The sequence below is a fragment of the Roseateles sp. L2-2 genome, from assembly GCF_050613215.1.
Lineage (GTDB): Bacteria > Pseudomonadota > Gammaproteobacteria > Burkholderiales > Burkholderiaceae_C > Roseateles > Roseateles noduli.
This window is the reverse complement of the sequence record NZ_CP192509.1, coordinates 4177491-4201274: the sequence shown is the minus strand read 5'-3', so window position 1 is coordinate 4201274 and position 23784 is coordinate 4177491. Positions and strand designations below refer to the sequence as shown.

General features: G+C 69.4%; 17 protein-coding genes and 2 riboswitches. Of the genes, 11 read left to right on the top strand and 6 right to left on the bottom strand.

Annotated elements, in window-relative coordinates:
- The first annotated feature begins 15 nt into the window (after positions 1-15).
- The 3 genes from prsT (at position 16) to ACQZ13_RS18800 (ending at position 5177) form a co-directional block, all read left to right on the top strand.
- Positions 16-2904: an XrtA/PEP-CTERM system TPR-repeat protein PrsT gene (gene prsT, locus ACQZ13_RS18810; protein ID WP_431047045.1), complete on the top strand. Its 2889-nt coding sequence runs from the start codon at positions 16-18 to the stop codon at positions 2902-2904.
- A 75-nt stretch (positions 2905-2979) separates the two neighbouring features.
- The gene (locus ACQZ13_RS18805; RefSeq protein ID WP_431047043.1) at positions 2980-4284 is read left to right on the top strand and encodes a GNAT family N-acetyltransferase; all 1305 of its coding nucleotides are present in this window, start codon (positions 2980-2982) and stop codon (positions 4282-4284) included.
- Positions 4281-5177, top strand: a complete 897-nt coding sequence (locus tag ACQZ13_RS18800; RefSeq protein ID WP_431047041.1) for a S1 family peptidase — start codon at positions 4281-4283, stop codon at positions 5175-5177. Before ACQZ13_RS18805 ends, ACQZ13_RS18800 begins: the two co-directional genes overlap by 4 nt.
- Positions 5178-5216: 39 nt before the next feature.
- Here the strand turns inward: ACQZ13_RS18800 and ACQZ13_RS18795 are convergent, their stop codons facing one another.
- Entirely contained in the window at positions 5217-6662 is a 1446-nt protein-coding gene (locus tag ACQZ13_RS18795) for a DHA2 family efflux MFS transporter permease subunit (RefSeq protein WP_431047039.1), read from the bottom strand.
- Between the two features lie 273 nt (positions 6663-6935).
- On the opposite strand from ACQZ13_RS18795, the gene ACQZ13_RS18790 reads away from it, so the two are divergent.
- Entirely contained in the window at positions 6936-7505 is a 570-nt protein-coding gene (locus ACQZ13_RS18790) for a Csu type fimbrial protein (protein ID WP_431047037.1), read from the top strand.
- A 166-nt stretch (positions 7506-7671) separates the two neighbouring features.
- Here the strand turns inward: ACQZ13_RS18790 and ACQZ13_RS18785 are convergent, their stop codons facing one another.
- The 4 genes from ACQZ13_RS18785 to gcvT form a co-directional block, all read right to left on the bottom strand.
- Entirely contained in the window at positions 7672-9063 is a 1392-nt protein-coding gene (locus ACQZ13_RS18785) for an L-serine ammonia-lyase (RefSeq protein WP_431047035.1), read from the bottom strand.
- A gap of 133 nt (positions 9064-9196) precedes the next feature.
- Positions 9197-12097, bottom strand: a complete 2901-nt coding sequence (gcvP, locus tag ACQZ13_RS18780) for an aminomethyl-transferring glycine dehydrogenase (RefSeq protein WP_431047033.1) — start codon at positions 12095-12097, stop codon at positions 9197-9199.
- 151 nt (positions 12098-12248) lie between these two features.
- Positions 12249-12620: a glycine cleavage system protein GcvH gene (gene gcvH / locus ACQZ13_RS18775; protein WP_431047031.1), complete on the bottom strand. Its 372-nt coding sequence runs from the start codon at positions 12618-12620 to the stop codon at positions 12249-12251.
- A 108-nt stretch (positions 12621-12728) separates the two neighbouring features.
- Positions 12729-13862 carry a glycine cleavage system aminomethyltransferase GcvT gene (gcvT, locus tag ACQZ13_RS18770; protein WP_431047029.1) on the bottom strand — a complete coding sequence of 378 codons (1134 nt, stop codon included), beginning with the start codon at positions 13860-13862 and terminating at the stop codon, positions 12729-12731.
- A 76-nt stretch (positions 13863-13938) separates the two neighbouring features.
- A riboswitch (glycine riboswitch) is annotated at positions 13939-14058 on the bottom strand.
- A gap of 10 nt (positions 14059-14068) precedes the next feature.
- Positions 14069-14172: riboswitch (glycine riboswitch) on the bottom strand.
- A gap of 131 nt (positions 14173-14303) precedes the next feature.
- Here gcvT and ACQZ13_RS18765 point away from each other — a divergent pair.
- The 7 genes from ACQZ13_RS18765 (at position 14304) to ACQZ13_RS18735 (ending at position 23186) form a co-directional block, all read left to right on the top strand.
- The gene (locus ACQZ13_RS18765) at positions 14304-15005 is read left to right on the top strand and encodes a hypothetical protein (RefSeq protein ID WP_431047027.1); all 702 of its coding nucleotides are present in this window, start codon (positions 14304-14306) and stop codon (positions 15003-15005) included.
- 47 nt (positions 15006-15052) lie between these two features.
- Positions 15053-15712 (top strand): response regulator, encoded by a 660-nt coding sequence (locus ACQZ13_RS18760; protein ID WP_088408195.1) that lies wholly within the window; start codon positions 15053-15055, stop codon positions 15710-15712.
- 44 nt (positions 15713-15756) lie between these two features.
- Positions 15757-17199 (top strand): ATP-binding protein, encoded by a 1443-nt coding sequence (locus ACQZ13_RS18755; RefSeq protein ID WP_431047025.1) that lies wholly within the window; start codon positions 15757-15759, stop codon positions 17197-17199.
- Between the two features lie 278 nt (positions 17200-17477).
- Entirely contained in the window at positions 17478-19073 is a 1596-nt protein-coding gene (locus ACQZ13_RS18750; RefSeq protein ID WP_431047023.1) for a DegQ family serine endoprotease, read from the top strand.
- A 174-nt stretch (positions 19074-19247) separates the two neighbouring features.
- A complete protein-coding gene (locus tag ACQZ13_RS18745) occupies positions 19248-20108 on the top strand; it encodes a hypothetical protein (RefSeq protein WP_431047021.1) in 861 nt (286 codons plus the stop codon).
- Positions 20109-20178: 70 nt separating this feature from the next.
- Positions 20179-21135, top strand: coding sequence for a site-specific tyrosine recombinase XerD (gene xerD / locus ACQZ13_RS18740; RefSeq protein WP_431047019.1), 957 nt, complete (start codon positions 20179-20181; stop codon positions 21133-21135).
- A gap of 101 nt (positions 21136-21236) precedes the next feature.
- Complete coding sequence (locus ACQZ13_RS18735) at positions 21237-23186, top strand: hypothetical protein (RefSeq protein WP_431047017.1); 1950 nt, start codon at positions 21237-21239, stop codon at positions 23184-23186.
- On the opposite strand, the gene ACQZ13_RS18730 is transcribed toward ACQZ13_RS18735, so the two are convergent.
- Complete coding sequence (locus tag ACQZ13_RS18730) at positions 23179-23739, bottom strand: Lrp/AsnC family transcriptional regulator (protein WP_431047015.1); 561 nt, start codon at positions 23737-23739, stop codon at positions 23179-23181. The two genes, ACQZ13_RS18735 and ACQZ13_RS18730, sit on opposite strands and share 8 nt — an antisense overlap.
- Positions 23740-23784 lie beyond the last annotated feature (45 nt).

Genomic DNA, 23784 nt, shown 5'->3' with positions numbered 1-23784 from the left:
CGAAAGAGACGACGCATGTCCCGCAAGCCTGAGAACACCAAGATGTCCGGACCCCTGACTGTTGCGTTCGGCGGGGAGGCCGACGCCCCGACCCGCGACGGTCGTCGCACGCTGCGACGCGGCGCCACCGCGCTCGCGCTGGGCTCGGCGCTGCTGCTGGCCGGCTGCTTCGGCGAGTCGGCGCAGGACCTGGTGAAGTCCGCCAAGGGGCACCTGGAGAAGCGCGACAACAAGGCCGCGATCATCCAGCTCAAGAACGCGCTGCAGAAGGACGAGACGCTGGCGGAGGCGCGTTACCTGCTGGCCAAGGCGCTGCTGGACAGCGGCGACGTCGCCGGCGCCACCATCGAGGCCGAGAAGGCCAAGACGCAGGGCTTCGGCGGCGACGCGCTGGTCGCGCTGCAGGCGCGGCTGCTCCTGATGCAGGGCAAGGTCGACGAGCTGCTCGGCCAGTACGGCACCACCCACCTGCAGAACGCGGCCGACGAGGCTGACCTGCAGATGACGCTGGTCGGCGCCTATGTCGCCAAGCAGAAGCTGCCGGAAGCGCGCAAGGCGGCGGACGCCGCGCTGCGCGTGGCGCCCGACAACTCGGCGGCGCGACTGGTCAACGTGCGTCTGCTGACCAGCGAGGGCAAGCTGCCGGAGGCACGTGCCGCGGTCGACGAGCTGCTCGCCAAGTCGCCGCAGTCCGCCGAGGCCTGGCAGCTCAAGGGCGAGCTGCAGGTGCTGGCCGAGGCCCCGTCGGCGGAATCCGTCGCGAGCTTCCGCAAGGCGCTGGAGATCGACAAGAAGCTGGTCGGCGCGCATGCCGGCCTGATCAATCAGCTGATGCGCACCGGCGACAAGGCCGCGGCCAAGGAGGCCGTCGCCGCGATGAAGGCGGCCGCGCCGCAGCATCCGCAGACTTTCTACTACGCCGCCGTGTTCGCGATGGACGCAGGGCAGGTGAAGGAGGCGACCGACCTCACGCAGGCGCTGCTGAAGGTGGCGCCGAACAACGAGCGCGCGCTGTTCCTGGCCGGCCGCGTGGCGCAGGCCAACGGCGACTTCCGCCAGGCCGAATCGCAGTACAGCAAGATCATCCAGTCCTCGCCCGAGACCCAGCCGGCGCGCGTCGCACTGGCGCAGCTGCAACTGCGCGGCGGCGACGCCGACCAGGCGATGGCGACCTTGCAGCCGGCGCTGGACACCAAGCTCACCTCGTCGGAGGCGCTGGCGCTGGCCGCCGAGATCCGCCTCAAGCAGGGGCAGGGCGCCGAGGCGGAACGCTTCCTGGCGCGCGCCGCCGAAGCCAATCCGAACGACGTGCGCAGCCGCGTGGGTCTGGCCCTCAACCAGATCCAGAAAGGCCAGGAGGCCGCCGGCCTGGCCGCACTGCGCCAACTGGCCGCCGAGGACAAGGGCACCGTGGCCGACATCGCGCTGATCAGCGTGCTGGCGCGCAAGAAGGACAGCGACGGCGCATCGCAGGCCATCGCGACGCTGGAGAAGAAGGATCCCAAGTCGGCGACGCCGGCCGAACTGCGCGGCCGTCTGGCGCTGCTGCGCGGCGACCGCGCGGGCGCGCGGTCCAATTTCGAGGAGGCCGTCAAACGCGATCCGGGGTCGATGACCGCGGCCAACAGCCTCGCGGCGCAGGACCTGCAGGACCGCAAGGTCGCGGACGCCGTCAAGCGCTACGAGGTCGTGCTCAAGGCCGATCCCAAGAACCTGCGCGCCGAGATGGCCATCCTGGGCCTGAAGCTGACCCATCAGCTGATCGACAAGGACGCGGCGGCCAAACGCCTGACCGAGCTCGCCAAGCAGCATCCGGAAGACGCGACGCCGCGCCAGGCGGCGGTCGGCCTGCTGATGGAGAAGAAGGACTTCAAGACGGCCCTGTCGCTGGCGCAGGAAGGCGTGACGGCGAGCCCGGACAACCCCTCGCTGATCGACCTGCTGGGCCAGGTGCAGGCCGCCACCGGCGACCGGCAGCAGGCGATCAGCAGCTTCAACAAGGTCGCGACGCTGCAGCCGCGCTCGCCGCTGGGCCCGCTGCGTCTGGCGGACGCCTACGCGCAGTCGGGCGACAAGGCCTCGGCGACCGCGGCGCTCAAGCGCGCCCAGGCCATCGCCCCCGGCGACGGCGAGCTGGCCCGCAAGGTGGTCGACAAGGCGCTGCAGCTCGGCCTGCCGGATCTCGCGCTGACGACGGCCAAGGGGCTCCAGACGGCGCAGCCGAAGTTCGGCCTCGGCTGGAAGCTCGAAGGCGACATCGCCCGCGCGCGCAAGGACGCGCCGGCGGCGATCGCGGCCTACCGCAAGGCCGACCAGATGGCGAACGACGCCGGCGCGACGGCGCCCAACACCGAGCTCGCGATCGCGCTGCACAGCGTGCTGATCGAGTCCGGCAAGAAGGACGAGGCCGAGCGCTGGGCCGCGACCTACCTCGGCAAGTTCAAGTCGGACGAGCTCTTCACGTATCACCTGGGCGACGTGGCGCTGAACGCCGGCCGTTATGCTGAGGCGGAACAGCGCTATCAGGCGGTGCTGGCGGCCAATCCGGACAACGCGGCGGCGGCCAACAACATCGCCTGGCTGCGCCTGCGGGCCGGCAAGGCGGACGAGGGCTTGAAATTTGCCGAGCAAGCGAACAAGCTCCGTCCCAATGTGCCGCCTTACCTGGACACGCTGGCCGAGGCGCTCGCCGCCAAGGGCCAGAACGCCAGGGCCATCGAGGTGCAGAAGGACGCCGTGAAGCAGGCGCCGACCGTGCCCGCGTACCGGCTGCGCCTGGCGCAGCTGTACGTGGCCGGCGGCAACAAGGGCGAGGCCGAGGCGGAACTCAAGCGCCTGGCGGACCTGGGACCGAATTACGAGCAACAAGCCGAGGTGCGCAAGCTGCAGGCCGCGATCCGTTGAGGCGTCCGATCCCCAGATCGATCGCCGCGCGGACCGCGTGACGGTGGCACCACCGCGCCCGGGGAGGGGACGGTCATGAGCCAGATTCGACGATCCAGCCTGCGCAAGCGGCTCCACCAGGGGCTGCGGCGGCTGTTCTCCTCGCTGCCCAAGCCGATGCGCTTCGCGGTCTACCGGCGCATGGTGGACTGCGATCCGGCGCCGTCGGAGCGGCTGGAGCTCAAGGTCGCGGACACGCAGGAGGAGCTCGACGCCTGCTTCCGCATCCTGCACGACGCCTACGTCGGCAGCGGCTTCATGAAGCCCGACCCCAGCGGCCTGCGCGTGACCATCTACCACGCGCTGCCGACGACCACGACCCTCTGCGCCAAGTACGACGGCCAGGTCGTGGGCACGATCTCGATGGTGCGCGAGGGCGTCTTCGGCTTCCCGTTGCAATCGGTCTTCGACCTCGAAGGCGTGCGCGCCAAGGGCGGCAAGGTCGCGGAGATCTCGGCGCTGGCGGTGGCGCCGGCGTTCCGCAAGACCGGCGGGGCGATCCTGTTCCCGCTGATGAAGTTCATGCACCAGTACTGCACCGAGTACTTCGACACCCGGCACCTGGTGATCGCCGTGAACCCCGACAAGATCGAGCTCTACGAGGCGCTGCTGTCCTTCACCCGGCTGCGCGAGCAGACGGTGGCGGAGTACGACTTCGCCAACGGCGCGCCGGCGGTCGGCGCGACGCTGGACCTGCACGAGGCCGATGCGCTGTTCGAGCGCCGCTACCGCGGCCGCCGGCCCGAGAAGAACCTGCACCACTACTTCTTCCGCCACCGGCTGCCCAACATCCGGCTGCCGGAGCGCCGCTTCCACACGACCAACGACCCGGTCATGACGCCGGCGTTGCTCGACCATTTCTTCAACCGCGCCGTGCCCGTGTTCGCCACCATGGACGACCGCAAGAAGGCGCTGCTGTGGTCGGTGTATCGCGAGGACGCGCCGTTCCGCGACGTGCTGCCCATGCTCAGCGGCGGCGGGCAGGACCTGGGCCGCTCGCTGCGGCAGTACCCGCGTTATTCGATCCGCTGCCCGGGGCACCTCGACATCCGCGCCGCCAACGAGAGCCAGCTGGGCCACTTCGACCTGGACGTGATCGAGGTGTCGGCGCACGGCTTCCAGGCCGAGTGCGACCACGACCTGCCGCTGAACCAGGACGGCACCGTGGAGATCGAGCTCGGCCACAACGAGACCGCGCACGTCACCGCGCGCGCGGTGCGGCGCAAGGACACCGAGCAGGGCAGCTTCTACGGCTTCCGCATCGACGAACCCGACCGCCATTGGCGCAACTTCGTCTCCACGCTGGAGATGGGCAACACGACGAAAGACCTCGCCGCATGAGTCGCAGTACCGATCAGAAATTGACCCCGAAGTTCGATCAGAAGTTCGATCCGAAGGCAGATCCGATCGTTGATCGCCGCGAGCTGCTGGCGCTGGGCGCCGGCGGTGCCCTGGGCCTGGTCGGCCTGCTCGGCACGGCCGCCCCGGCGCGCGCGCAGGAGATGCCCAATACCTTGCCCGACCTGATCGACCGCAGCCGGCAGGCGGTGGTGGCGGTGGGAACCTTCGCGGCGACGGACAACCCGCGCTTCGGTTTCCGCGGGACCGGCTTCGCGGTCGGCGACGGGCGACGCATCGTGACCTGCGCGCATGTGATCCCGAATCCGATCGAGAAAGACCTGATGATCACCGCGCCTGCGTCGGGCGGCGCATCGGGCAATGCGTCCGGCCAGCCGCAGATGCGGGCCGTGAAGCTGCTGCGTCGCGACACGGCGCGTGACCTGGCGATCCTGGAACTGGCCGACGACAAGGGCGCGCTTGTCGACGTGCTGTCGCTGGCGGAAGTCGACGGCGACCGGCCGGCGGTGCGCGAGGGCGCCGCCGTGGCGCTGATGGGTTATCCGATCGGAACCGCGCTGGGCGTGACGATGGCGACGCACCGCGGCACCGTGGCCGCGCTCACGCGCGCGGCGCTGCCGGCGCCGACCTCGAACACGCTCTCCGAGCGCGCCGTGCGGCAGCTGCGCGACGGCGCGATGGAGTTCCTGCAGCTGGACGCGACGGCCTATCCGGGCAACAGCGGCGGACCGCTGCTGGACATCCGCACCGGCAAGGTCGTGGGCGTCATCAACATGGTGGTGCTCAAGGGCACCCGCGAATCGGCACTCAGCGCGCCCAGCGGCATCACCTACGCGGTGCCGGTGAAGTACGTGTGGCCGATGCTGGACAAGTGACCGGGAGAGGCGAGGGGACGCGCCAGGGCCGATGAGCGCTCAGCCCGGATGCGCCACCGGCGCTGTCGCGCCGGCCTGCGGAGCGGGTTCTCGCAGCAGCAGCGCCAGCAATCCTCCCGACGCCGCGAAGACGGCCCCGACCGCGAACGCCACGCGATAGCCGCCCGCCAGCGCCGCCGGCATCGCGGCGCCCAGCGCACCCAGTTCCGCCGTGCGCGCGGCGGCCAGGCTGGCCAGCACCGCCAGCCCGAGGGAGCCGCCCATCATGAAGGACGTGTTCACCACGCCCGAGGCCAGGCCGGACTCGCTGGGCGCGACCTCGCTCATCGCCGCGAGCAGCACCGGGTTGAACGCGACGCCCGCGCCCAGTCCCAGCAGCAGCATGCCCGGCAGCACGTCCAGCCAGAAGCCGCCGTCCGCCGGAGCTCGCGCGAACAGCGCCAGGCCCAGCGCCGCCAGCAGCAGTCCGCCGCACAGCGGCTTGCGCAGGCCCAGCTTCATGACGAGCTTGGCCGACAGGCCCACGGAGAAGGCCGCCATGATGAGATTGGCCGGCAGGAAACCCAACCCTACGTGCATCGCGTCGTAGCCCAGCACGAGCTGCATGTAGAGCGCCGACAGGAAGAACCACGCGAACATCGCCGCGGCCCACAGCACGCCGATCACGTTGGACACCGCCACCGATCGCAGCCGGAACAGCGACAGCGGCATCAACGGATGCGCCACCTTCGTCTCCAGCACGAGGAACACGATCAGCAGCGCCACCGCGGTCCCGAGCAACCCCAGCGTGCTCGGCGACAGCCAGCCCGCCTCGTTGCCGTTGACCACCGCGTACACCGCCAGCATCAGCGACAGCGTGACGGTCACCGCGCCGGCCCAGTCCAGCGTCTCGTCGGGCGCCGTCGGACCGCCGCGTTCGATCAGCCACAGGCACAGGCCGATCACGACCGCACCGATCGGCAGGTTCACCAGGAAGATCCAGTGCCAGCTCAGCGCGCTGGTCAGCAGACCGCCGAGCAGCACGCCGATGCTGCCGCCGCCCGCGCACACGAAGCCGTAGACGCCCATCGCCTTGGCGCGCTCGCCGGGCTCCGTGAACATGTTCATGATCAGCGACAGCGAGATCGCCGACACCACCGCGCCGCCCAGTCCCTGCACGGCGCGCGCCGCGATCAGCAACGCCTGCGTGTGCGCCAGCCCGCAGGCCGCCGACGCGACGGTGAACAGCGCCAGCCCCGCCAGGAACATGCGCCGGTGGCCGTACAGGTCGCCCAGGCGTCCGCCCAGCAGCATGAAGCCGCCAAAGGTCAGCATGTAGGCGTTGACGACCCAGACCAGCGAGGTCTCGGTGAACCGCAGGTCGGCGCGGATCGAGGGCAGCGCCACGTTCACGATGGTCGTGTCCAGCACGATCATCAGCACGCCCAGGCAGAGCACGCCGAGCGCCAGCCAGCGGCGCCGTTTCGGATCAAGGTGGGATGTCATGGAAGGAAGGGGTTCGTCGTCGATCGGAGGGTGTCCGTCCTCACGACGGACGGGCCTTCGTGAAATCGACACGGACGCGTTTTTAGCAGCGGGCGAGGGGGCCTCGCCAGTGCCGTTCGCCTGGTCCGCGCGCCGTGCTGCCACCGGCTGTCAGCTGTCGGTCGATTGCCTACACGGCCTGCCGACATCGCTGCACCGCGCGATGCGGCAAGCCTGTCTGCCGCGGAAACGCCCTGAAACGGAAGATTCGTTCCATCAACAGGGGGACACCACATGAGCACCACCAAGTACCTCAAAGCGATCCGGGCGGAACGCAACAGCGGCTTCAAGAGCGCGATGCTGCTCAGCAGCCTGGCCATCGGCGCCGGCCTGCTGTTCAGCGCGGTCCAGGAAGCCCGCGGCGCCACGCCGGTGACCAACACCTTCCCGGTGACGGCCACGATCACGAGCTCCTGCACGGTGTCCGGTTCCAACCTGAACTTCGGCTCCGCCATCGACCCGCTGGTCGCCGGCACGCCGCTGGACGCCACGTCCACCCTGACTGTCACCTGCTCCAACACGACGCCGTACACGGTGGCGCTGAACGCCGGCGCGAACGCCGGCGGCGCGACCAACTTCACCAGCCGCACGATGAAGAGCGGCTCCGACACGCTGGGGTATCAGCTCTATCTGGACTCGGGTCGCAGCTCGGTCTGGGGCGACGGCACCTCGTCGTCCACCGCCAAGAACGGCACCGGCACGGGCTCGGCCCAGTCGCTGTCGGTCTACGGCCGCATCCCGTCGCTGGCCAGCGTCGTGCCGGGCAGCTACACCGACACCGTCACCGTGACGATCAGCTACTGAGGCTGATCCGACCCCGGTCCCGATCTCGTGCCGTCAGGGCAGACCCCGGGACCGACCGTTTGCTCGAGTGCTGACAGCTTTCGCCGCCTGACTCGCGATTGATCCCGGCCAGCAGTACCGCCGGGGCACGCGAATCGGCCTCCCCCTCTGACACGTCGGCGGCGTGTCAGCACTCGACAATATTCACCGCGAGACCGCCCCGGGCGGTCTCCTTGTATTTGGTCATCATGTCGGCGCCGGTCTCGCGCATGGTCTTGATGACCTTGTCCAGGCTCACGTGGTGCGTGCCGTCGCCGCGCAGCGCCATGCGCGCGGCGTTGATGGCCTTCACCGACGCGATCGCGTTGCGCTCGATGCAGGGGATCTGCACGAGGCCGCCCACCGGATCGCAGGTCAGCCCCAGGTGGTGCTCCATGCCGATCTCGGCCGCGTTCTCCGTCTGCGCCGGCGTGCCGCCCATCACCGCGCACAACGCGGCCGCCGCCATCGAGCAGGCCACGCCCACCTCGCCCTGGCAGCCCACTTCCGCGCCGGAGATCGACGCGTTCTCCTTGTAGAGGATGCCGATCGCCGCGGCGGTCAGCAGGAAGTCGACGATGCCGTCCTCGTTGGCCGAGTGCACGAAGCGCGCGTAGTAGTGCAGCACCGCCGGCACGATGCCGGCCGCGCCGTTGGTCGGCGCCGTCACGACGCGACCGCCGGCGGCGTTCTCCTCATTCACCGCCAGTGCGTAGAGGTTGACCCAGTCCATCACCTGCAGCGGATCGCGCAGCGCGGCCTCGGGATGCGCGACCAGGTCGCGGTACAGCGCGGCCGAGCGGCGCTTCACCTTGAAGCCGCCGGGCAGGATGCCTTCGGTGCGGCAGCCGCGCTGGACGCATTCCTGCATCACGTGCCAGATCTTCAGCAGGCCGGCGCGGGTCTCCTCGTCGGTGCGCCAGTGGCGCTCGTTGCGGCGCATGATCTCCGCGATCGAGCAGCCTTCCTTCTCCGTGAGTTCGAGCAGCTCCGCGCCCGACTTGAAGGGGTAGGGCAGCACGGTGGTGTCCGGCGCGATCTGCTTCTGCTTGCTGCCGTCGGCCAGCACTTCCTCGCTGACGACGAAGCCGCCGCCCACGGAGTAGTACACGCGGTTCTGGATCTCGAGGCCTTCGGCGTCGTAGGCGATCAGGCGCATGCCGTTGGCGTGCAGCGGCAGGCTCTGGCGGCGGTACATGACGAGGTCGCGCGCTTCGTCGAAGGCCACGACGTGGTCGCCGCCGAGGGCGATGCGCTTGTCGTTGCGGATGCCCTCGAGGATGCCGGGGATGGCCTCGATGTCGACGGTGTCGGGCTCGTGCCCGGCCAGACCGAGCAGCACGGCCTTGTCGGAGCCGTGGCCCTTGCCGGTTGCACCGAGCGAGCCGTACAGCGCCGTTGCCACGCGCACGGTGCGATCGAGCACGCCCTCATGCCGCAGGCGCTGCACGAACATGCGCGCGGCGCGCATCGGACCGACGGTGTGCGAGCTCGACGGCCCGATGCCGATCTTGAACAGGTCGAAGACGGAGACTGCCATGGCGGACCTCGTGGGTGGCTCTTGCGGATGTGGAACGCCCGCCCGCGTCGCTCGTGACGCGCGGGGTCGGACGGCCTGGATGGAAACTAGGCCAAAAAGAAGGCCGCGTCAGCGGCCTCCTCGATCACCCTGATCACTCGTCGGCGTAAGCCGACAGCGGCGGGCAGGAGCAGACCAGGTTGCGGTCGCCGTAGACGTTGTCCACGCGGCCGACCGGCGACCAGTACTTCACGTGGCGCAGTGCCGGCACCGGGTAGGCGGCGTCGTCGCGGCTGTAGCCGTGGGCCCACTCGGTCTTGAGCAGGCTTTCGGCCGTGTGCGGCGCATTGACCAGCGGGTTGTCCGTCTTGGACCAGGCGCCCGATTCGACCTTCGCGATTTCTTCGCGGATCTGGATCATCGCGGCGATGAAGCGGTCCAGCTCGAACTTCGATTCGCTCTCGGTCGGCTCGACCATCAGCGTGCCCGCGACCGGGAACGACAGTGTCGGCGCGTGGAAGCCGTAATCGATCAGGCGCTTGGCGACGTCTTCGGCGGAGATGCCCGAGCTGTCCTTCAGCGGACGCAGGTCCAGGATGCACTCGTGGGCCACGCCGCCGCCCTTGACGCCGTCGATGTTGCCGCTGAAGTGGATGTCGTAGTGGTCGGACAGGCGCGCGGCGACGTAGTTGGCCGACAGGATGGCGGTCTCGGTCGCGGCCTTGAGGCCGACCTCGCCCATCATGCGGATGTACATCCACGAGATCGGCAGCACGGCCGCGTTGCCCAGCGGCGCGGCGGAGACGGCGCCGATGGCGGTCTTCTCGCCCAGGCCGGCCGCGCGGTGCGCCGGCAGGAAGGGCACGAGGTCCTCGACCACGCAGACCGGGCCGACGCCCGGGCCGCCGCCGCCGTGCGGGATGCAGAAGGTCTTGTGCAGGTTCAGGTGGGACACGTCGCCGCCGAACTGGCCCGGCGCGGCGATGCCGACCAGCGCGTTCATGTTGGCGCCGTCGACGTACACGCGGCCGCCGTGTTCATGCACCAGCGCGCAGATCTCCTTGACGTGCGTGTCGAACACGCCGTACGTCGAGGGGTAGGTGATCATGATCGCGGCCAGGTTGGCGCTGTGCTGCTCGCACTTGGCCTTCAGGTCGGCCAGGTCGATGTTGCCTTCCTTGTCGCACTTGGTGACCACGACCTGCATGCCCACCATCTGCGCCGACGCCGGGTTGGTGCCGTGCGCCGATTCCGGGATCAGGCAGATCTTGCGATGCGCGTCGCCGCGCGACTCGTGCCAGGCCTTGATGATCAGCAGGCCGGCGTACTCGCCCTGCGAGCCGGCGTTGGGCTGCAGCGAGACGCCCGCGTAGCCGGTCGCCTGGCACAGCCAGGCGGTGAGCTGCTGGTCGAGCTGCGCGTAGCCCTGCAGCTGGCTCTGCGGCGCGAACGGATGCACCTGCGCGAACTCCGGCCAGGTGATGGGGATCATCTCGCTGGTCGCGTTCAGCTTCATCGTGCACGAGCCCAGCGGGATCATGCTGCGGTCCAGCGCCAGGTCCTTGTCGGACAGCAGGCGGATGTAGCGCAGCATCTCCGTCTCGGAGTGGTGGATGTTGAAGATCGGGTGCGTCAGGTAGGCGCTGGTGCGCGACTGGGCCGCGGGGATCAGCGTGGTCGGCGATGCGGCAGAGGCGTTCGCGAACGCGTCCGCGACCGGCTTGCCTTCGGCGAAGACCGTCAGCAGCGCCTGGACGTCGGCGCGGGTGGTCGTCTCGTCGAGCGTCAGGCTGATGCTGTCCTCGCTCGCGCGGCGCAGGTTCATGCCCGCGGCGACGGCGGCGGCCAGCACCGGGCCGGTGTGCGCGCCGGTCTTCACGTGCAGCGTGTCGAACGAGCTCTCGTGGACCAGCGTCAGGCCCAGCGCCTTCAGGCCCTGCGCCAGCACGGCGGCGTAGGCGGCGACGCGTTGCGCGATGCGCTTGAGGCCTTGCGGGCCGTGATAGACCGCGTACATGCTGGCCACGACGGCCGGCAGCACCTGCGCGGTACAGATGTTGGAGGTGGCCTTCTCGCGGCGGATGTGCTGCTCGCGGGTCTGCAGCGACAGGCGGTAGGCGGGCTTGCCGTGCGAGTCGACGGACACGCCGACCAGGCGGCCCGGCAGCGAGCGCTTGAACTCGTCGCGGCAGGCCATGTAGGCGGCGTGCGGGCCGCCGGCGCCCATGGGCATGCCGAAGCGCTGCGTGGTGCCCACGGCGATGTCGGCGCCTTGCTCGCCCGGCGACGCGATCAGCGTCAGCGCCAGCAGGTCGGCGGCGGCGACCAGCAGGCCGCCCTGCGCGTGCACCGCGTCGGCGATCGCCTGCAGCGGGCGCACCACGCCGGTCACGCCGGGGTACTGCACCAGCGCGCCGAAGCATTCGGTCTTGCCGGCGTCCTCGGCCTTGCCGACCTGCACGGTGATGCCCAGCGGCTCGGCGCGCGTGCGCACGACTTCCAGCGTCTGCGGCAGCACGTCGTCGGCGACGAAGAACACCTGGCTCTTGCTCTTGCCCATGCGGGCGGCCAGCGTCATGCCTTCGGCGGCGGCGGTGGCCTCGTCCAGCATCGAGGCGTTGGCGATGGCCATGCCGGTCAGGTCGCAGACCATGGTCTGGAAGTTGACCAGCGCTTCCATGCGGCCCTGCGAAATCTCGGCCTGGTAGGGCGTGTAGGCCGTGTACCAGGCGGGGTTCTCGAGGATGTTGCGCAGGATCACGCCCGGCGTGAGGGTGCCGTGGTAGCCCTGGCCGATGAAGCTCTTCAGGATCTGGTTCCGGCCCGCGATCGTCTTGAGTTCGGCCAGCGCCTGCGACTCGGTCACGGCGTCCGGCAGGTCCATCTTCGCGGCGCGCTTGATGGCGGCCGGGACGATGGCGTCGATCAGCGCGGCGCGCGACGCGGCGCCGATGGCCGAGAGCATCAGCGTCTCGTCATGGGCGTCGGGGCCGATGTGACGGGCGTGGAACTCGGAAGCGTTCTCAAGTTCGGCGAACGAGGGCAGGGCGGACATGGCGGGGCGATCCTGGAGATGAAATTTCTTTGCAGCGCAAGGCTCGGTCACGGACTCCCTCTCCCGCTTGCGGGAGAGGGCAGGGGTGAGGGCCAGCGGCCGTGGCGTGGCAACTGGACTTGGCGAGGCCGCGCGCGCAGGAGGTCGACGATTACGAGTTCTTGACCAACTCGTCGTAGGCCGTCGTATCCATCAGAGCGTCGAGCTCGGACGGGTTGGACAGCTTGACCTTGAAGAACCAGCCGGCCTTCAGCGGGTCGGTGTTGGCCAGCGACGGGTCGTCGCGCAGGGCTTCGTTGACTTCCACGATCTCGCCGGAGACCGGCGCGTAGACGTCGGCGGCGGCCTTGACCGACTCGACCACGCCGGCCACTTCCTTGGCGGCGAAGGACTTGCCGACGTCGGGCAGGTCCACGAACACGACGTCGCCCAGCGCGTCCTGCGCATGGACCGTGATGCCCACGGTGGCGATGCCGTCGGTGGTGTCGACCCACTCGTGGTCGGACGTGTACTTGATGCTCATGGAGAGGCTCCGTGCTACCTGATGGTTGCTGAAGGTTGAAAGGGAGAAACGTGATGCCGCGTGGTGCCGCACGATCCGGTACGACCCGGTGCGACCCGGAAACGGGGATCAGCCGCGGAAGTATCCGTTGGGCGTGAACGGCGTGGAAGAGACCGTCATCGGGGTGCGCTTGCCGCGCACTTCGGCGAAGAGTTCCGTGCCCAGCGCGGCGTAGGGCGTCTGCACGTAGGCCAGGGCCACCGGCTTGCCGACCGTCGGGCCCAGCGTGCCGCTGGTGACGACGCCGATCTCGGCGCCGTCGGCGTTGACGAGCTTGGCGCCCTCGCGCACCGGCATGCGTTCCGAGCTCACCAGGCCCACGCGCTTGCGGGCGGCGCCTTCGGCGAACTGCTTGTCGATGACCGCCGCACCCGGGTACCCGCCAGCGCGGGCGCCGCCTGCGCGACGCACCTTCTGGATCGCCCAGGTCAGCGAGGCTTCGACCGGGGTGGTGGTGGTGTCGATGTCATGGCCGTACAGGCACAGGCCGGCTTCCAGGCGCAGCGAGTCGCGCGCCCCCAGGCCGATGGGCATCACTTCGGGCTGCGCCAGCAGCTTGCGGGCCAATTCCACCGAGCGGTCGGCGGGCACCGAGATCTCGTAGCCGTCTTCGCCGGTGTAGCCCGAACGGGTCACGAAGGTGGGGATGCCGTCCAGTTCGAAGAAGCCGCCGGTCATGAAGACCAGCTTGGCGACGTCGGCGTTCAGGCGCGACAGGGCCGTCACCGCCTGCGGGCCTTGCAGCGCCAGCAGCGCCTGGTCCGGCAGCGGGCGCACTTCGCAGCGGCCCGACAGGTGCTTCTGCATGTGGGCGATGTCCTGGTCGCGGCAGCCGGCGTTGACCACGACGAACAATCCGTCGGTGCGGCGCGCGACCATCAGGTCGTCGAGGATGCCGCCGTCGTCGGCGGTGAAGAGCGCGTAGCGCTGCTTGAACATCCCGAGGTCGACGATGTCGACGGGGACCAGCGTCTCCAGCGCGGCGGCGGCGTCGTCGCCGACCAGCAGCACCTGGCCCATGTGGGACACGTCGAACAGGCCGGCCTGGGCGCGCGCATGCTTGTGTTCCGCCATCACGCCGGCGGGGTACTGCACCGGCATGTCGTAGCCGGCGAAAGGCACCATCTTGGCGCCGAGTTCGACGTGGAGCGCGTGCAGCGGGGTCTTGTGCAGGGGCGTGTTCAGGGCTTGATCGGCGGACATGTCTGGCTCCGAGGGCATTCGTCATGACCACCCCGACTGTGAACCGGTCACGTGCCGGTCACCTCAAGGTGGGGGAGATGCCCTCGCTGTCCGCTTTACCTGAGAGATTGGCCGTCGGCGGTTGACCGGCGGCTTGCCCCTTCGGTGGACGGGCTCGACCGCAAGGTCCGCCCCGTCTCTCTCCAGTGAGGACGCCCGATGTCTCGAGCGTTTCGTCAGTCCTTTTGCCTGAGCGTTCGCAGCGTGGGATCACCAGTGCCACTGCGCCTTCGGCGGCTCCCGCGAGGGAACTCTCTCCTGACAGGCGGCATTGTAGTCATGGATTCGGTCCGGTTGCCGCTTGCCTCAGACGGGTTTCCGGCCGTCGGATCGTCGACGGGCGAACGGTGAACGCCCAGGCCGCCTTTCGGCACCCATCGGGCCTGTTGACGATCCGGGAAGGTGGAGATGACCCAGGGATACAGCGTGATGTGGGCACCGGTGCTGCCGCCTGGCGGGTGGGACGCGGAGGCCGACTGGGCCACCCTGCCGCCGTCGCCGAAGATCTGCTGTCCGTCGTCGGCGCTGCGCCGCGATGGTGTGCGGCAGGACGAGCAGCCGTCCCGGGATCGGGATCAGGACCGCCTGGCGTTGGTACCTCCGCGTTGCCGCCCGGAGGCGGCCGAACGCGTCGCCAAAGCGCCGCCCAAAGCGCCGCCCAAACCGCCTCGCCGTCCGCGGCCCAGTCTCACCGGACGACCAGCGCCGACCCTCAAGGGTCCCGTGCCGATGCGCATCCTGCAAGATCGGCACGGCAGACCGCTGCCGCTGCGGCCTGCCCAGGCGCTGCGCGCTTCCACGGCGTTGCTGCCCGACATCGAGGAGGAGAAGCGGCGCCGCCGGCGGCAAGCTGGCGATCTGCCAGCGCCAGCGCCACCGCCGTCCCGAACGCCAGAGGCGGGCGTTCGCGCCAGCGGAGGCCGTACCTGTGATCCGACCCTCGAGCGTCAAGTGGCGGAGGGGTTCACCAAGGCGATGAAATTCATCCAGGCGGAACTTGCCGCGCCGCGGACGTTCGGCGACAAGGTCCGCGGCGCCGTCCACAAGTTGGGTTCGGGGCTGGGCGGGCTGCTGCGTCGATGTCTCGGCGGGCGTGTCCGATGACGATGAGGCGCTGACCGACGGCGGGCGCCGCGTGCACAATCGCGCCCATGCGACTCCTGCTGGTGGAAGACGACCTCATGATCGGCGAGCAGCTGCTCGAGCTGCTGCGCGCCGAGGGTTATGCCGTGGACTGGGTGCGCGACGGCGAGATCGCCGACACCGCGCTGCAGTCCCAGACCTACGACCTGGTGATCCTGGACCTGGGCCTGCCCAAGCGCGACGGCATGAGCGTGCTGCAGGCGCTGCGCGGGCGCAAGCAGGCGGTGCCGGTGCTCATCGCCACCGCGCGCGACGCGACCGCCCAGCGCGTCGCCGGGCTGGACGCCGGCGCGGACGACTACGTGCTCAAGCCCTTCGAGCTTGACGAACTCCTGGCCCGCATCCGCGCGCTGCTGCGACGCGCTGCCGGTCGCGCGGAGCCGGTCTACGAGCACATGGGCGTCAGCATCAATCCCGCCACGCGCGAGGTCACGGCCAACGGCCATCCGGTCACGCTGTCGCAGCGCGAGTGGGCGGTGCTGGAGCCGCTTCTGGCACGTCCGGGCATGGTGCTCTCGCGCCAGCAGCTCGAGGAGAAGCTCTACGGCTGGAAGGACGAGATCAGCAGCAACGCCGTGGAGGTCTACATCCACGGCCTGCGCAAGAAGCTCGGCGCGGAGCTGATCCAGAACGTGCGCGGCGTGGGCTACCGCGTGCCCAAGGAATGAACCCGGGCGTGGATCCGGAACGGCCCCCCGAGATCAAGACGGCGATGAAACCGGAGACGGAGACGGACCCCGGGACCGACAGCCTGGGGCGCCTCGGCCGGATGCGGCTCCAGTTGCTGCCGAGTTCGTTGCGCTACCGCCTGCTGCTGTTCCTCCTGGGCGCGGTGCTGACCGGTGCGCTCGTGCAGGGCATGAGCGCCTACCGCAATGCGCTGATGGAGACGGACGAGATCTTCGACTACCAGATGCAGCAGGTGGCGCTGTCGCTGCGCGCGGGCATGGGCACCGGCCTGCCGCTGCCGCTCGGCGAGGAGCAGAGCATCGACCTGATCGTGCAGGTGTGGGGCCTGGACGGCACGCCGCTGTACCGGTCGGCCGGCCCGGACTGGCTGCCGCAGCGCGCGGTCCTCGGCTTTTCCAACGTGGCGTTGCGCGGCAAGCGCTATCGTGTCTTCGCCGTGCAGGGACGTTTCCAGGTCGTGCAGGTCGCCCAGGACATCGCCGTGCGGCAGCGCATGGCCGGGCAGCTCGCGTGGCGCACCGTGCTGCCGACCGCGCTCATGCTGCCCATGCTCGCGCTGGTGGTGTGGTGGGTGGTGTCGCACTCGCTGGCGCCGCTGGAGCGCGTGCGCCAGCAACTGTCGCGCCGCAAGGCGCAAGACCTGGCCCCGGTGGACGAGGAAGACGTGCCGGCCGAGGTCCAGCCGCTGGTCACCGAACTCAACGCGCTGCTGGACCGCGTGCGGCAGGCCTTCGAGCAGCAGCAGCATTTCGTCGCCGACGCCGCCCACGAACTGCGCTCGCCGCTGGCGGCCCTGAAGCTCCAGCTGCAGTCCGTGCGCCGCGCGCCGGACGACGGCGCGCGCGCTCAGGCGCTGGAGAAGCTCGGCCTCGGCATCGACCGCGCGTCCCACCTCATCGAGCAACTGCTGGCGCTGGCGCGCCAGGACAGCGCCAAGGTGCAGGCGCCTGCGCAGCCCATCGCGCTGGACGCGTTGTGCCGGGACGCCGTCATCGACGGCGCGACGCTGGCGCAAGGGCGCGGCATCGACCTCGGCATGGAGCGCTGCGACGCCGTGCTGGTCGACGGTCATCGCGAGGCGCTGACGATGCTCCTGCGCAACCTGCTCGACAACGGCATCAAGTACGGCCGCAGCCGTGTGGACCTGAGCCTGGAGCGCAGCGGCGGCCAGGCGTTGCTGGTGGTCGAGGACGACGGTCCCGGCATTCCCGACGCCGAGCGGGGGCGGGTGTTCGACCGTTTCTACCGCTCCGAGTCGCAGGCGCAGCAGGCGCCGGGCAGCGGTCTGGGTCTCGCGCTGGTGCGCAGCATCGCCGACGACCATGGCGCCACGCTGCGCCTGGGGCACAGCACCGCGCTGGGCGGGCTGCGGGTGGAGCTGGCGATGCCGCTCTCGCGCGCACCTCAGCCGATGTCGCAGCCATTGCCGCCTGTGTTGCCGCCACCGGCTCTCCCGCCCGCCTGAGTCTGCAATCAACGAGCGCGCAGTCAGCGAGTGCGCAGTCAGCGAGCGCCAGTGGGGCCGCAAGGGTGCTGGGGGTTCGCGGACGCGATGCCCCCTGCACCCTGGAGTGCCCGCGCCAGGCATGGCGGAGTCAAGCGGCGTCCCGCTCCGCTTTACCGGTCCTTCACCGCGCCGCTTCCGAGCATTAAGAGCGACCTAAGCGAAGGTGCTCAAACTTCCAGTCATCGAGTCGCCGCCGGGCCCATCCCGGCTGGTGCTCAGCGAATCTGGAGGTTCACATGACTCAAGTGGAGAAGATGATTCCGGTGAAGAAACTGGTGTGGGCGCTGACGGCTGCCGGCGTTCTGGGGGCTGCGGGCGGTGCGCTCGCGATGCGCAATGCGAAGCTGATGCCGGTCGCGCAGACCTCGTCGGAGGCTTCGACCGACGGTGTTTCGGCGTCGACGTCTGGCGGAGACACGCAGGTGGCCGCCGTCACCACGCCGCTGGCGAACGCGGCCGCGCCTGCCGCGAACCTCACGCCGCCGCCTGCGGGCATGCCCGACTTCGCCCAGATCGCTGCGGCCCAGGGCCCGGCGGTGGTCAACATCAGCGTGTCCGGCACCGTCAAGACGCGTGCCGCGCGCGCGCCGCAGATCGATCCTGACGATCCCTTCTACGAGTTCTTCCGTCGCTTCGGCGTGCCGGGCATGCCCGGCGGCCCCAACGGGGGCGGCGAGGGCGGCAGTCGCGAGATCCGCGGCCAGGGCTCGGGGTTCATCGTCAGCGCCGACGGCGTGATCCTGACCAACGCGCACGTGGTGCAGGACGCGCAGGAGGTGGTCGTCAAGCTGACCGACCGCCGCGAATACCGCGCCAAGGTCCTGGGCAGCGACAAGTCGACCGACGTCGCGGTGCTGAAGATCGAAGCCAGGAATCTGCCGACCGTCCGCCTGGGCGCGACCAAGGACTTGCGCGTGGGCGAATGGGTGCTGGCCATCGGCTCGCCCTTCGGTTTCGAGAACAGCGTCAGCGCGGGCGTGATCAGCGCCAAGGGTCGCTCGCTGGGTCCGGACGAGAGCCGCGTGCCCTTCCTGCAGACCGACGTCGCGATCAATCCCGGCAACTCCGGCGGGCCGTTGTTCAACGCGCGCGGCGAGGTGGTCGGCATCAATTCGCAGATCTACAGCGCGTCGGGCGGCTATCAGGGCCTGTCGTTCGCGATTCCCGTCGAAGTCGCCAACAAGGTCCGCCAGCAGATCGAGAAGGGCGGCAAGGTGCAGCACGCCAAACTCGGCGTGATGGTGCAGGAGGTCAATCAGGGCTTCGCCGACTCCTTCAAGCTGGACCGGCCCGAAGGCGCGCTGGTCGCCAACGTCGAGGACAACGGCCCGGCCGCCAAGGCCGGCCTGCGCTCGGGTGACGTCATCCTGGGCTTCAAGGGGCAGCGCATCGTCTCCAGCGGCGATCTGCCGGCCCTGGTGGACCAGTCCCTGCCCGGCGACAAGGTCGACATCGAGGTCTGGCGCGGGGGCAAGCGCGAGACGATCACCGCCACCCTCGGCGATGCGAACGAGAAGGGCGCCAAGCTCGCCAAGGGCGGCGGCGACGCGGATGCGGATCATGCCAAGCTGGGCCTGACGCTGCGTCCGCTGCAGACCGACGAGCGCCGTCAGCTCGGTACCCGCGACGGCCTGCTGATCCAGGAAGTCGGCGAGGGCAGCGCCGCGGCGCGCGCCGGCGTGCGTCCCGGCGACGTGCTGCTGGCCGTCAACGGCACGCCGGTGCAGTCGCTCGACCAGGTCCGCAGCGCGGTCAAGGGCGCGGAGAAATCGGTCGCGCTGCTCGTGCAGCGGGGCGGCGACAAGATCTTCGTGCCGGTCCGCATCGGCTGAGTTTCCTTCGTTCTCTTTCTCCGTCCCTCTTTCTCCCTCCGCCGCTCCCAGGGGCGGCACCTGTCCCAACCAACCGCTGCCTGTGGCGGTTGCTCCGTGGGCCCGCGCGTGGTGGCGCGGGCCCTTTTTTTACTTCGAAGATTGCAAAAAGTTCCCGGAGTTCCTGACGGAGTCATGGTTTCCCCAATGGTTCGGGAACAGCGGGGCAGTGGGGTGGCACGAACGCAAACCATCGACAACGACGAGGTCCTCCCGATGTCCGCCACCATTGCCTCCAGTTCAGGAACCGCCGCAATCCTGCGCATCGGCGCGCCCGACTTCCGGGATGCGCAGACCGCCTTGCGCAGCAAGCTGCGCAAGGCCCGTCAGGGGATCAAGCAGCCGTCCTCGGCAAGCCGGGCTTTTGCTCCCACGGACGCGGCCTCGATCACTGGCATCGCGTGGATGCCGCCGAAGGCTGCGGCGCAGCCGAGCGAGGACCTGCTGCTCTGGATGGGCGACCGCGGGCGTGCGCGTCGGCTCGGAAAGAGCATCCGGGTGCTCCTGCTGCAACTGGCGGAGCGCGAGCCCATGTTGTGGGCCAAGTTGTGGCACAGCCTGACGGTGAAGCGGGGGCGCGGCGTCATGACGCCGATGGACGACGGCTTGAAGGCGCAGTTGATTCCGCTCATCGGACGCATGCGTGTCGACTATCGGCACGTACACGATCGGCGCGCCAGTTCGCTGGACGAGCGCGACTTCGTGGTCCGGGCGCTGCGCCAGCATGCGGGCGAAGCGCTGCGCCAGATGGACCGGGAAGAGATCGATCGCGTCGGCGTTGCATTGCGATCGGGACACAGCGTGCTCGACACGGGCTTTGCCGCGCTGGAGGAAAGGCTGGCGGAGTCCCTGCGCAAGGCGACGCACGGCGTGCCCGGCGGTGAAGCGGCCATGACGCGCTGCACGCAGTCCGTGCTGGCGCTGAACTGTCTGAAGGAGGCGTTGATGCAGGCCGTGGCCGAGGCCACGCCGGAGCGGCCGGTCCGCCGGCGCTGAACGGCTCTGAACGGCGCAGACCCTCGGTGCCCGGCGTCGCACCGGTGCCGGCGCTGGCATCATGCGCGGCATGTCGTCATCGTCATCGCCATCGTTGCCATCCGGTTCCGACCCCGTCGTCCCGTCCTCCGCGCGCGAACGCAGCCGGCGGGCCGTCGACGCCTTCATCGAGTCGCTCTGGATCGAGGAGGGGCTGTCCCGCAACACGCAGTTGGCCTATCGACGCGACCTGCAGCTGCTGGTCGACTGGTTGGCGCTGGAACGGGACCGGACGCTCGACCAGGTCGAGGAACTGGACCTGATGGGCTACGCCGCCGCGCGCCATGAAGGCGGCAAGGCGAGTTCGGCGAACCGGCGTCTGTCGGTCTTCAAGCGCTACTTCCGCTGGGCGCTGCGCGAGCGCCGCATCGACCGCGATCCCACGCTCAAGCTGATCACGGCCAAGCAGCCGATGCGCGTGCCCAAGACGCTGTCGCAACTGCAGGTCGAGGCGTTGCTGGACGCACCGGACGTCGGCACCGCGCAGGGCTTGCGCGACCGCGCGATGCTGGAACTGATGTACGCGAGCGGCCTGCGCGTCACCGAACTCGTGACCCTCAAGAGCGTGCACGTCGGCCTGCGCGAGGCCGTGCTGCGCGTGACCGGCAAGGGCGACAAGGAACGGATGGTCCCGTTCGGCGAGGAGGCGCATGTCTGGCTGATGCGCTACCTGAAGGAAGGCCGGCCGCAACTGCTCGGCGCTCGCGGCACCGACGACCTGTTCCTCAGCCGCTTCGGCCAGTCGATGACGCGCGAAAGCTTCTGGCGGATCGTCAAGAAGTACGCCCTCATCGGGGGGATCACGAGTCCGATCTCGCCGCACACGCTGCGGCACGCCTTTGCCACGCACCTGCTCAACCATGGCGCGGATCTGCGGGCGGTCCAGCTGTTGCTGGGACATGCGGACCTCTCCACGACGCAGATCTACACCCATGTGGCGCGGGAACGCCTGAAGGCCTTGCACGCCGTCCACCATCCGCGCGGCTGAACGCCGTTCATCCGTGCGCGAACCCGGGAAGGGCGGCGGGACACACAAGCAGCTGTCTCAGCACCTCGTCGTGGCCCTCGCAGGGGCTGCCCACTTCCCGCATGTTCCACTCCTTCCCTTCGCAGCCGTTCGGCGTGGTGCCGAATTGCGTTTCAATCGGGCAGCCGCCCCTGGCGGGTGGCATCGCGCCCTATCAGCCCTGGCCGCCGGGGGCGGATCCGTTGATGGCCCATCAAGTCGCCGTGGCCGCAGCCGCGGCCGGATGCTGGCTGGCGGGCATCGTGCCCCCGTTCATCAGCGCCCTGATGACACCCGCCTTCGGTGGCTTCGCGCCGGTGATGCAGGCCGTCCTGCCCCAGCCCACCAGGGAACCGGCGCGTTGCGCCGAGGCGGTCGCCTTCGCCTCGACGCTGAAGTCCAAGGGCATCACGGACATGATCGTGGCCGAAGGCCGGGTGCCCAGCGCGCTGCTGGCCCAGTTGCGCAGGTCCGGCGATACGGTGCAGTGGCAGGTGCCAGGCGCCGATGGTCGGCCGGTGACGGCGATCTTCCGGCGTCTGGACGGGATGACCGACGACGGCAGCTGGCTGCTCCAGTCCGAAGTGAACGATGGTGATCGGCCGGACGCCACCCAGTTCGTCCGGATGCACGAGGCCCTCGTGGATCCGAAGCGCCCGCAGCAGCTCAGCGGCGATGCGATGCGTGCCCAGGCTTCGATGCATCGCCGTGCGAGCCAGGGCGAGGACACGCGATTGGCCGTGGCCTGCGAGGACGGCCTGTCGCGCTCGAGCCCTGCCACGTTGGCGATGTTCGAAGCGCACCGGGCGCTGGAGAGGGACGAGTACGACGATGACCGCGCGAGTGTGTCGTCCAGAGGAACGTCCCAGGCTGACAGGGACTATCGCCAGCTGCTGGCGGCGCAACTTGGACCACGGGGTGCCGACTCACTGGACAGTTTCCTGCGGACGATCGACCTGTCGACGCGGCGGCCTGCCAGCACCGGTTCTGGTGGCGAATCCTTCCAGGAAGAGTGGGGCGGTGAATCCGACACCTCGTCTTTGGGCGAGGACAACTCGGTGTTCTTGGACGACGATGACTCGGACGCGGCATACGCCGCGTGCCTGGAAAGACTCCGGAGTACGGACACGCGTCCGACGAAGAGCGAGAGTGGCACGCAGACTGATTTGTCCCCGTCCCCGTCCCCGTCCCAGACTTCGACCTCGACCTCGACCTCGACCTCGACCTCGACTTCGACTTCGACTTCGACTTCGAAGGCGGCGTCCGAAGAGGCCCGTCTGCTGAGCCTTCTGCCCACCGTGCCTACGCACGATCCGGCTGCCCAAGATCTTGCTGCCGAAAGACTCAGGGAACGCAGACTCATGGCGGCTCTGGCACGCCTGCCGAAGGTGCCCACCGGGCTGCCGAGAAGCCATTCCCTGCCCGACCTCTCGATGGTGTCGAAAGCGGACGAGGCAGCGACGACCCGCGCGCTGGCTCAGGCACGTGCCGCCAGCGAGTCCGCTCTGCAAAGGGCCACGCAAGCGCGGCCCTTGCAGGAGACGATGGGATCACTGTTCCGGGAGATCGACGATTCCCTGGGGCCGGCCCAGAAGCTGAAGCGCGCCGTCACCTCCGGCGATTGGAAAGGCCGGGTGGCGGACCAGGTCACGGGACGCATGATGCTGGTCGTCGATCAGCTGCGTCGCGCGTACAGGCAGCGGGAAGGCGCCGATGCGGATGCCGGCGCCGAGGCCGTCTTCATCGCCCAGAACCTGGCCAAGGCAGCCGGTCGCGCGTTGAAGGACCTGCCCGCCACCGCCCAGTTGCGGCTTACCGATGCGTTCCACGGCAACGGCGGCCATTTGGTGGCATTGCTTGGCGCACGCGACGACCTTCTGAAGACGATGACCCGCTTGTCCGACCTGAAATCGGAGGCGCCCGGCAGCCTGAGCACGGAGTTCGCGACCGCCCAACGCAAGCACGAAGCCTTGAACTACACGATTGCGGCGCTGGAAACTGCCGTGCCGTCGAAGGGCGCACGGGTCAGTTGACCGGCAGCCCCGCCGGCGGCTTGATCTCCTCCAGGCAGATCATCGAACGCACATCGGCGACGCCGTCCAGCTGCATCAGCTTGTCGGTGAGGAACTTGGACAGCGCCTGCAGGTCGCGCGCGACCACCTTGAGCAGGTAGTCCGAGTCCCCCGACACGGTGTGGCACTCGAGGATCTCGGGGAAGTCGCGGATCAGCGATTCGATTTCGCGCACGCGGACGAAGGCCTGCGCGGTGATGTTCAGGCTGACGTAGGCGGTGACGCTCAGCCCCAGCGCGAGCGGGGCGACGTCGGCGCGGTAGCCGCGCAGCACGCCGCGTTCCTCCAGCGCGCGCACGCGGCGGAAGCACTGCGGCGCCGACAGGTGGACCTGGGTCGCGAGATCGACGTTGGACATCCGGCCGTCGCGCTGCAGCGCCTCCAGGATCCGCAGGTCGATCGCGTCCAGCGCGACGGGGCCCGTCGGTCGGGCGGTGGCGGCCTTCTTGTCCGACGTCCTGCTCGGCGTCCTGTCCGGCTTCTTGTCCGACCGGTCGTTCATCTTGTTCGTCATCGGTGTCGTGGCGAGGAATTGTTGCGATTCTACGGATCCCGATGA

Coding starts and splice junctions, on each gene's coding strand:
- ACQZ13_RS18760 (WP_088408195.1), top strand. CDS start 15,053: ATGCGACTCCTGCTGGTGGAAGACGACCTCATGATCGGCGAGCAGCTG.
- ACQZ13_RS18745 (WP_431047021.1), top strand. CDS start 19,248: ATGGTTTCCCCAATGGTTCGGGAACAGCGGGGCAGTGGGGTGGCACGA.
- gcvH (WP_431047031.1), bottom strand. CDS start 12,620: ATGAGCATCAAGTACACGTCCGACCACGAGTGGGTCGACACCACCGAC.
- gcvT (WP_431047029.1), bottom strand. CDS start 13,862: ATGTCCGCCGATCAAGCCCTGAACACGCCCCTGCACAAGACCCCGCTG.
- ACQZ13_RS18795 (WP_431047039.1), bottom strand. CDS start 6,662: ATGACATCCCACCTTGATCCGAAACGGCGCCGCTGGCTGGCGCTCGGC.
- ACQZ13_RS18735 (WP_431047017.1), top strand. CDS start 21,237: ATGTTCCACTCCTTCCCTTCGCAGCCGTTCGGCGTGGTGCCGAATTGC.
- ACQZ13_RS18800 (WP_431047041.1), top strand. CDS start 4,281: ATGAGTCGCAGTACCGATCAGAAATTGACCCCGAAGTTCGATCAGAAG.
- ACQZ13_RS18750 (WP_431047023.1), top strand. CDS start 17,478: ATGACTCAAGTGGAGAAGATGATTCCGGTGAAGAAACTGGTGTGGGCG.
- prsT (WP_431047045.1), top strand. CDS start 16: ATGTCCCGCAAGCCTGAGAACACCAAGATGTCCGGACCCCTGACTGTT.
- ACQZ13_RS18785 (WP_431047035.1), bottom strand. CDS start 9,063: ATGGCAGTCTCCGTCTTCGACCTGTTCAAGATCGGCATCGGGCCGTCG.
- ACQZ13_RS18805 (WP_431047043.1), top strand. CDS start 2,980: ATGAGCCAGATTCGACGATCCAGCCTGCGCAAGCGGCTCCACCAGGGG.
- gcvP (WP_431047033.1), bottom strand. CDS start 12,097: ATGTCCGCCCTGCCCTCGTTCGCCGAACTTGAGAACGCTTCCGAGTTC.
- ACQZ13_RS18790 (WP_431047037.1), top strand. CDS start 6,936: ATGAGCACCACCAAGTACCTCAAAGCGATCCGGGCGGAACGCAACAGC.
- ACQZ13_RS18755 (WP_431047025.1), top strand. CDS start 15,757: ATGAAACCGGAGACGGAGACGGACCCCGGGACCGACAGCCTGGGGCGC.
- ACQZ13_RS18730 (WP_431047015.1), bottom strand. CDS start 23,739: ATGACGAACAAGATGAACGACCGGTCGGACAAGAAGCCGGACAGGACG.
- xerD (WP_431047019.1), top strand. CDS start 20,179: ATGTCGTCATCGTCATCGCCATCGTTGCCATCCGGTTCCGACCCCGTC.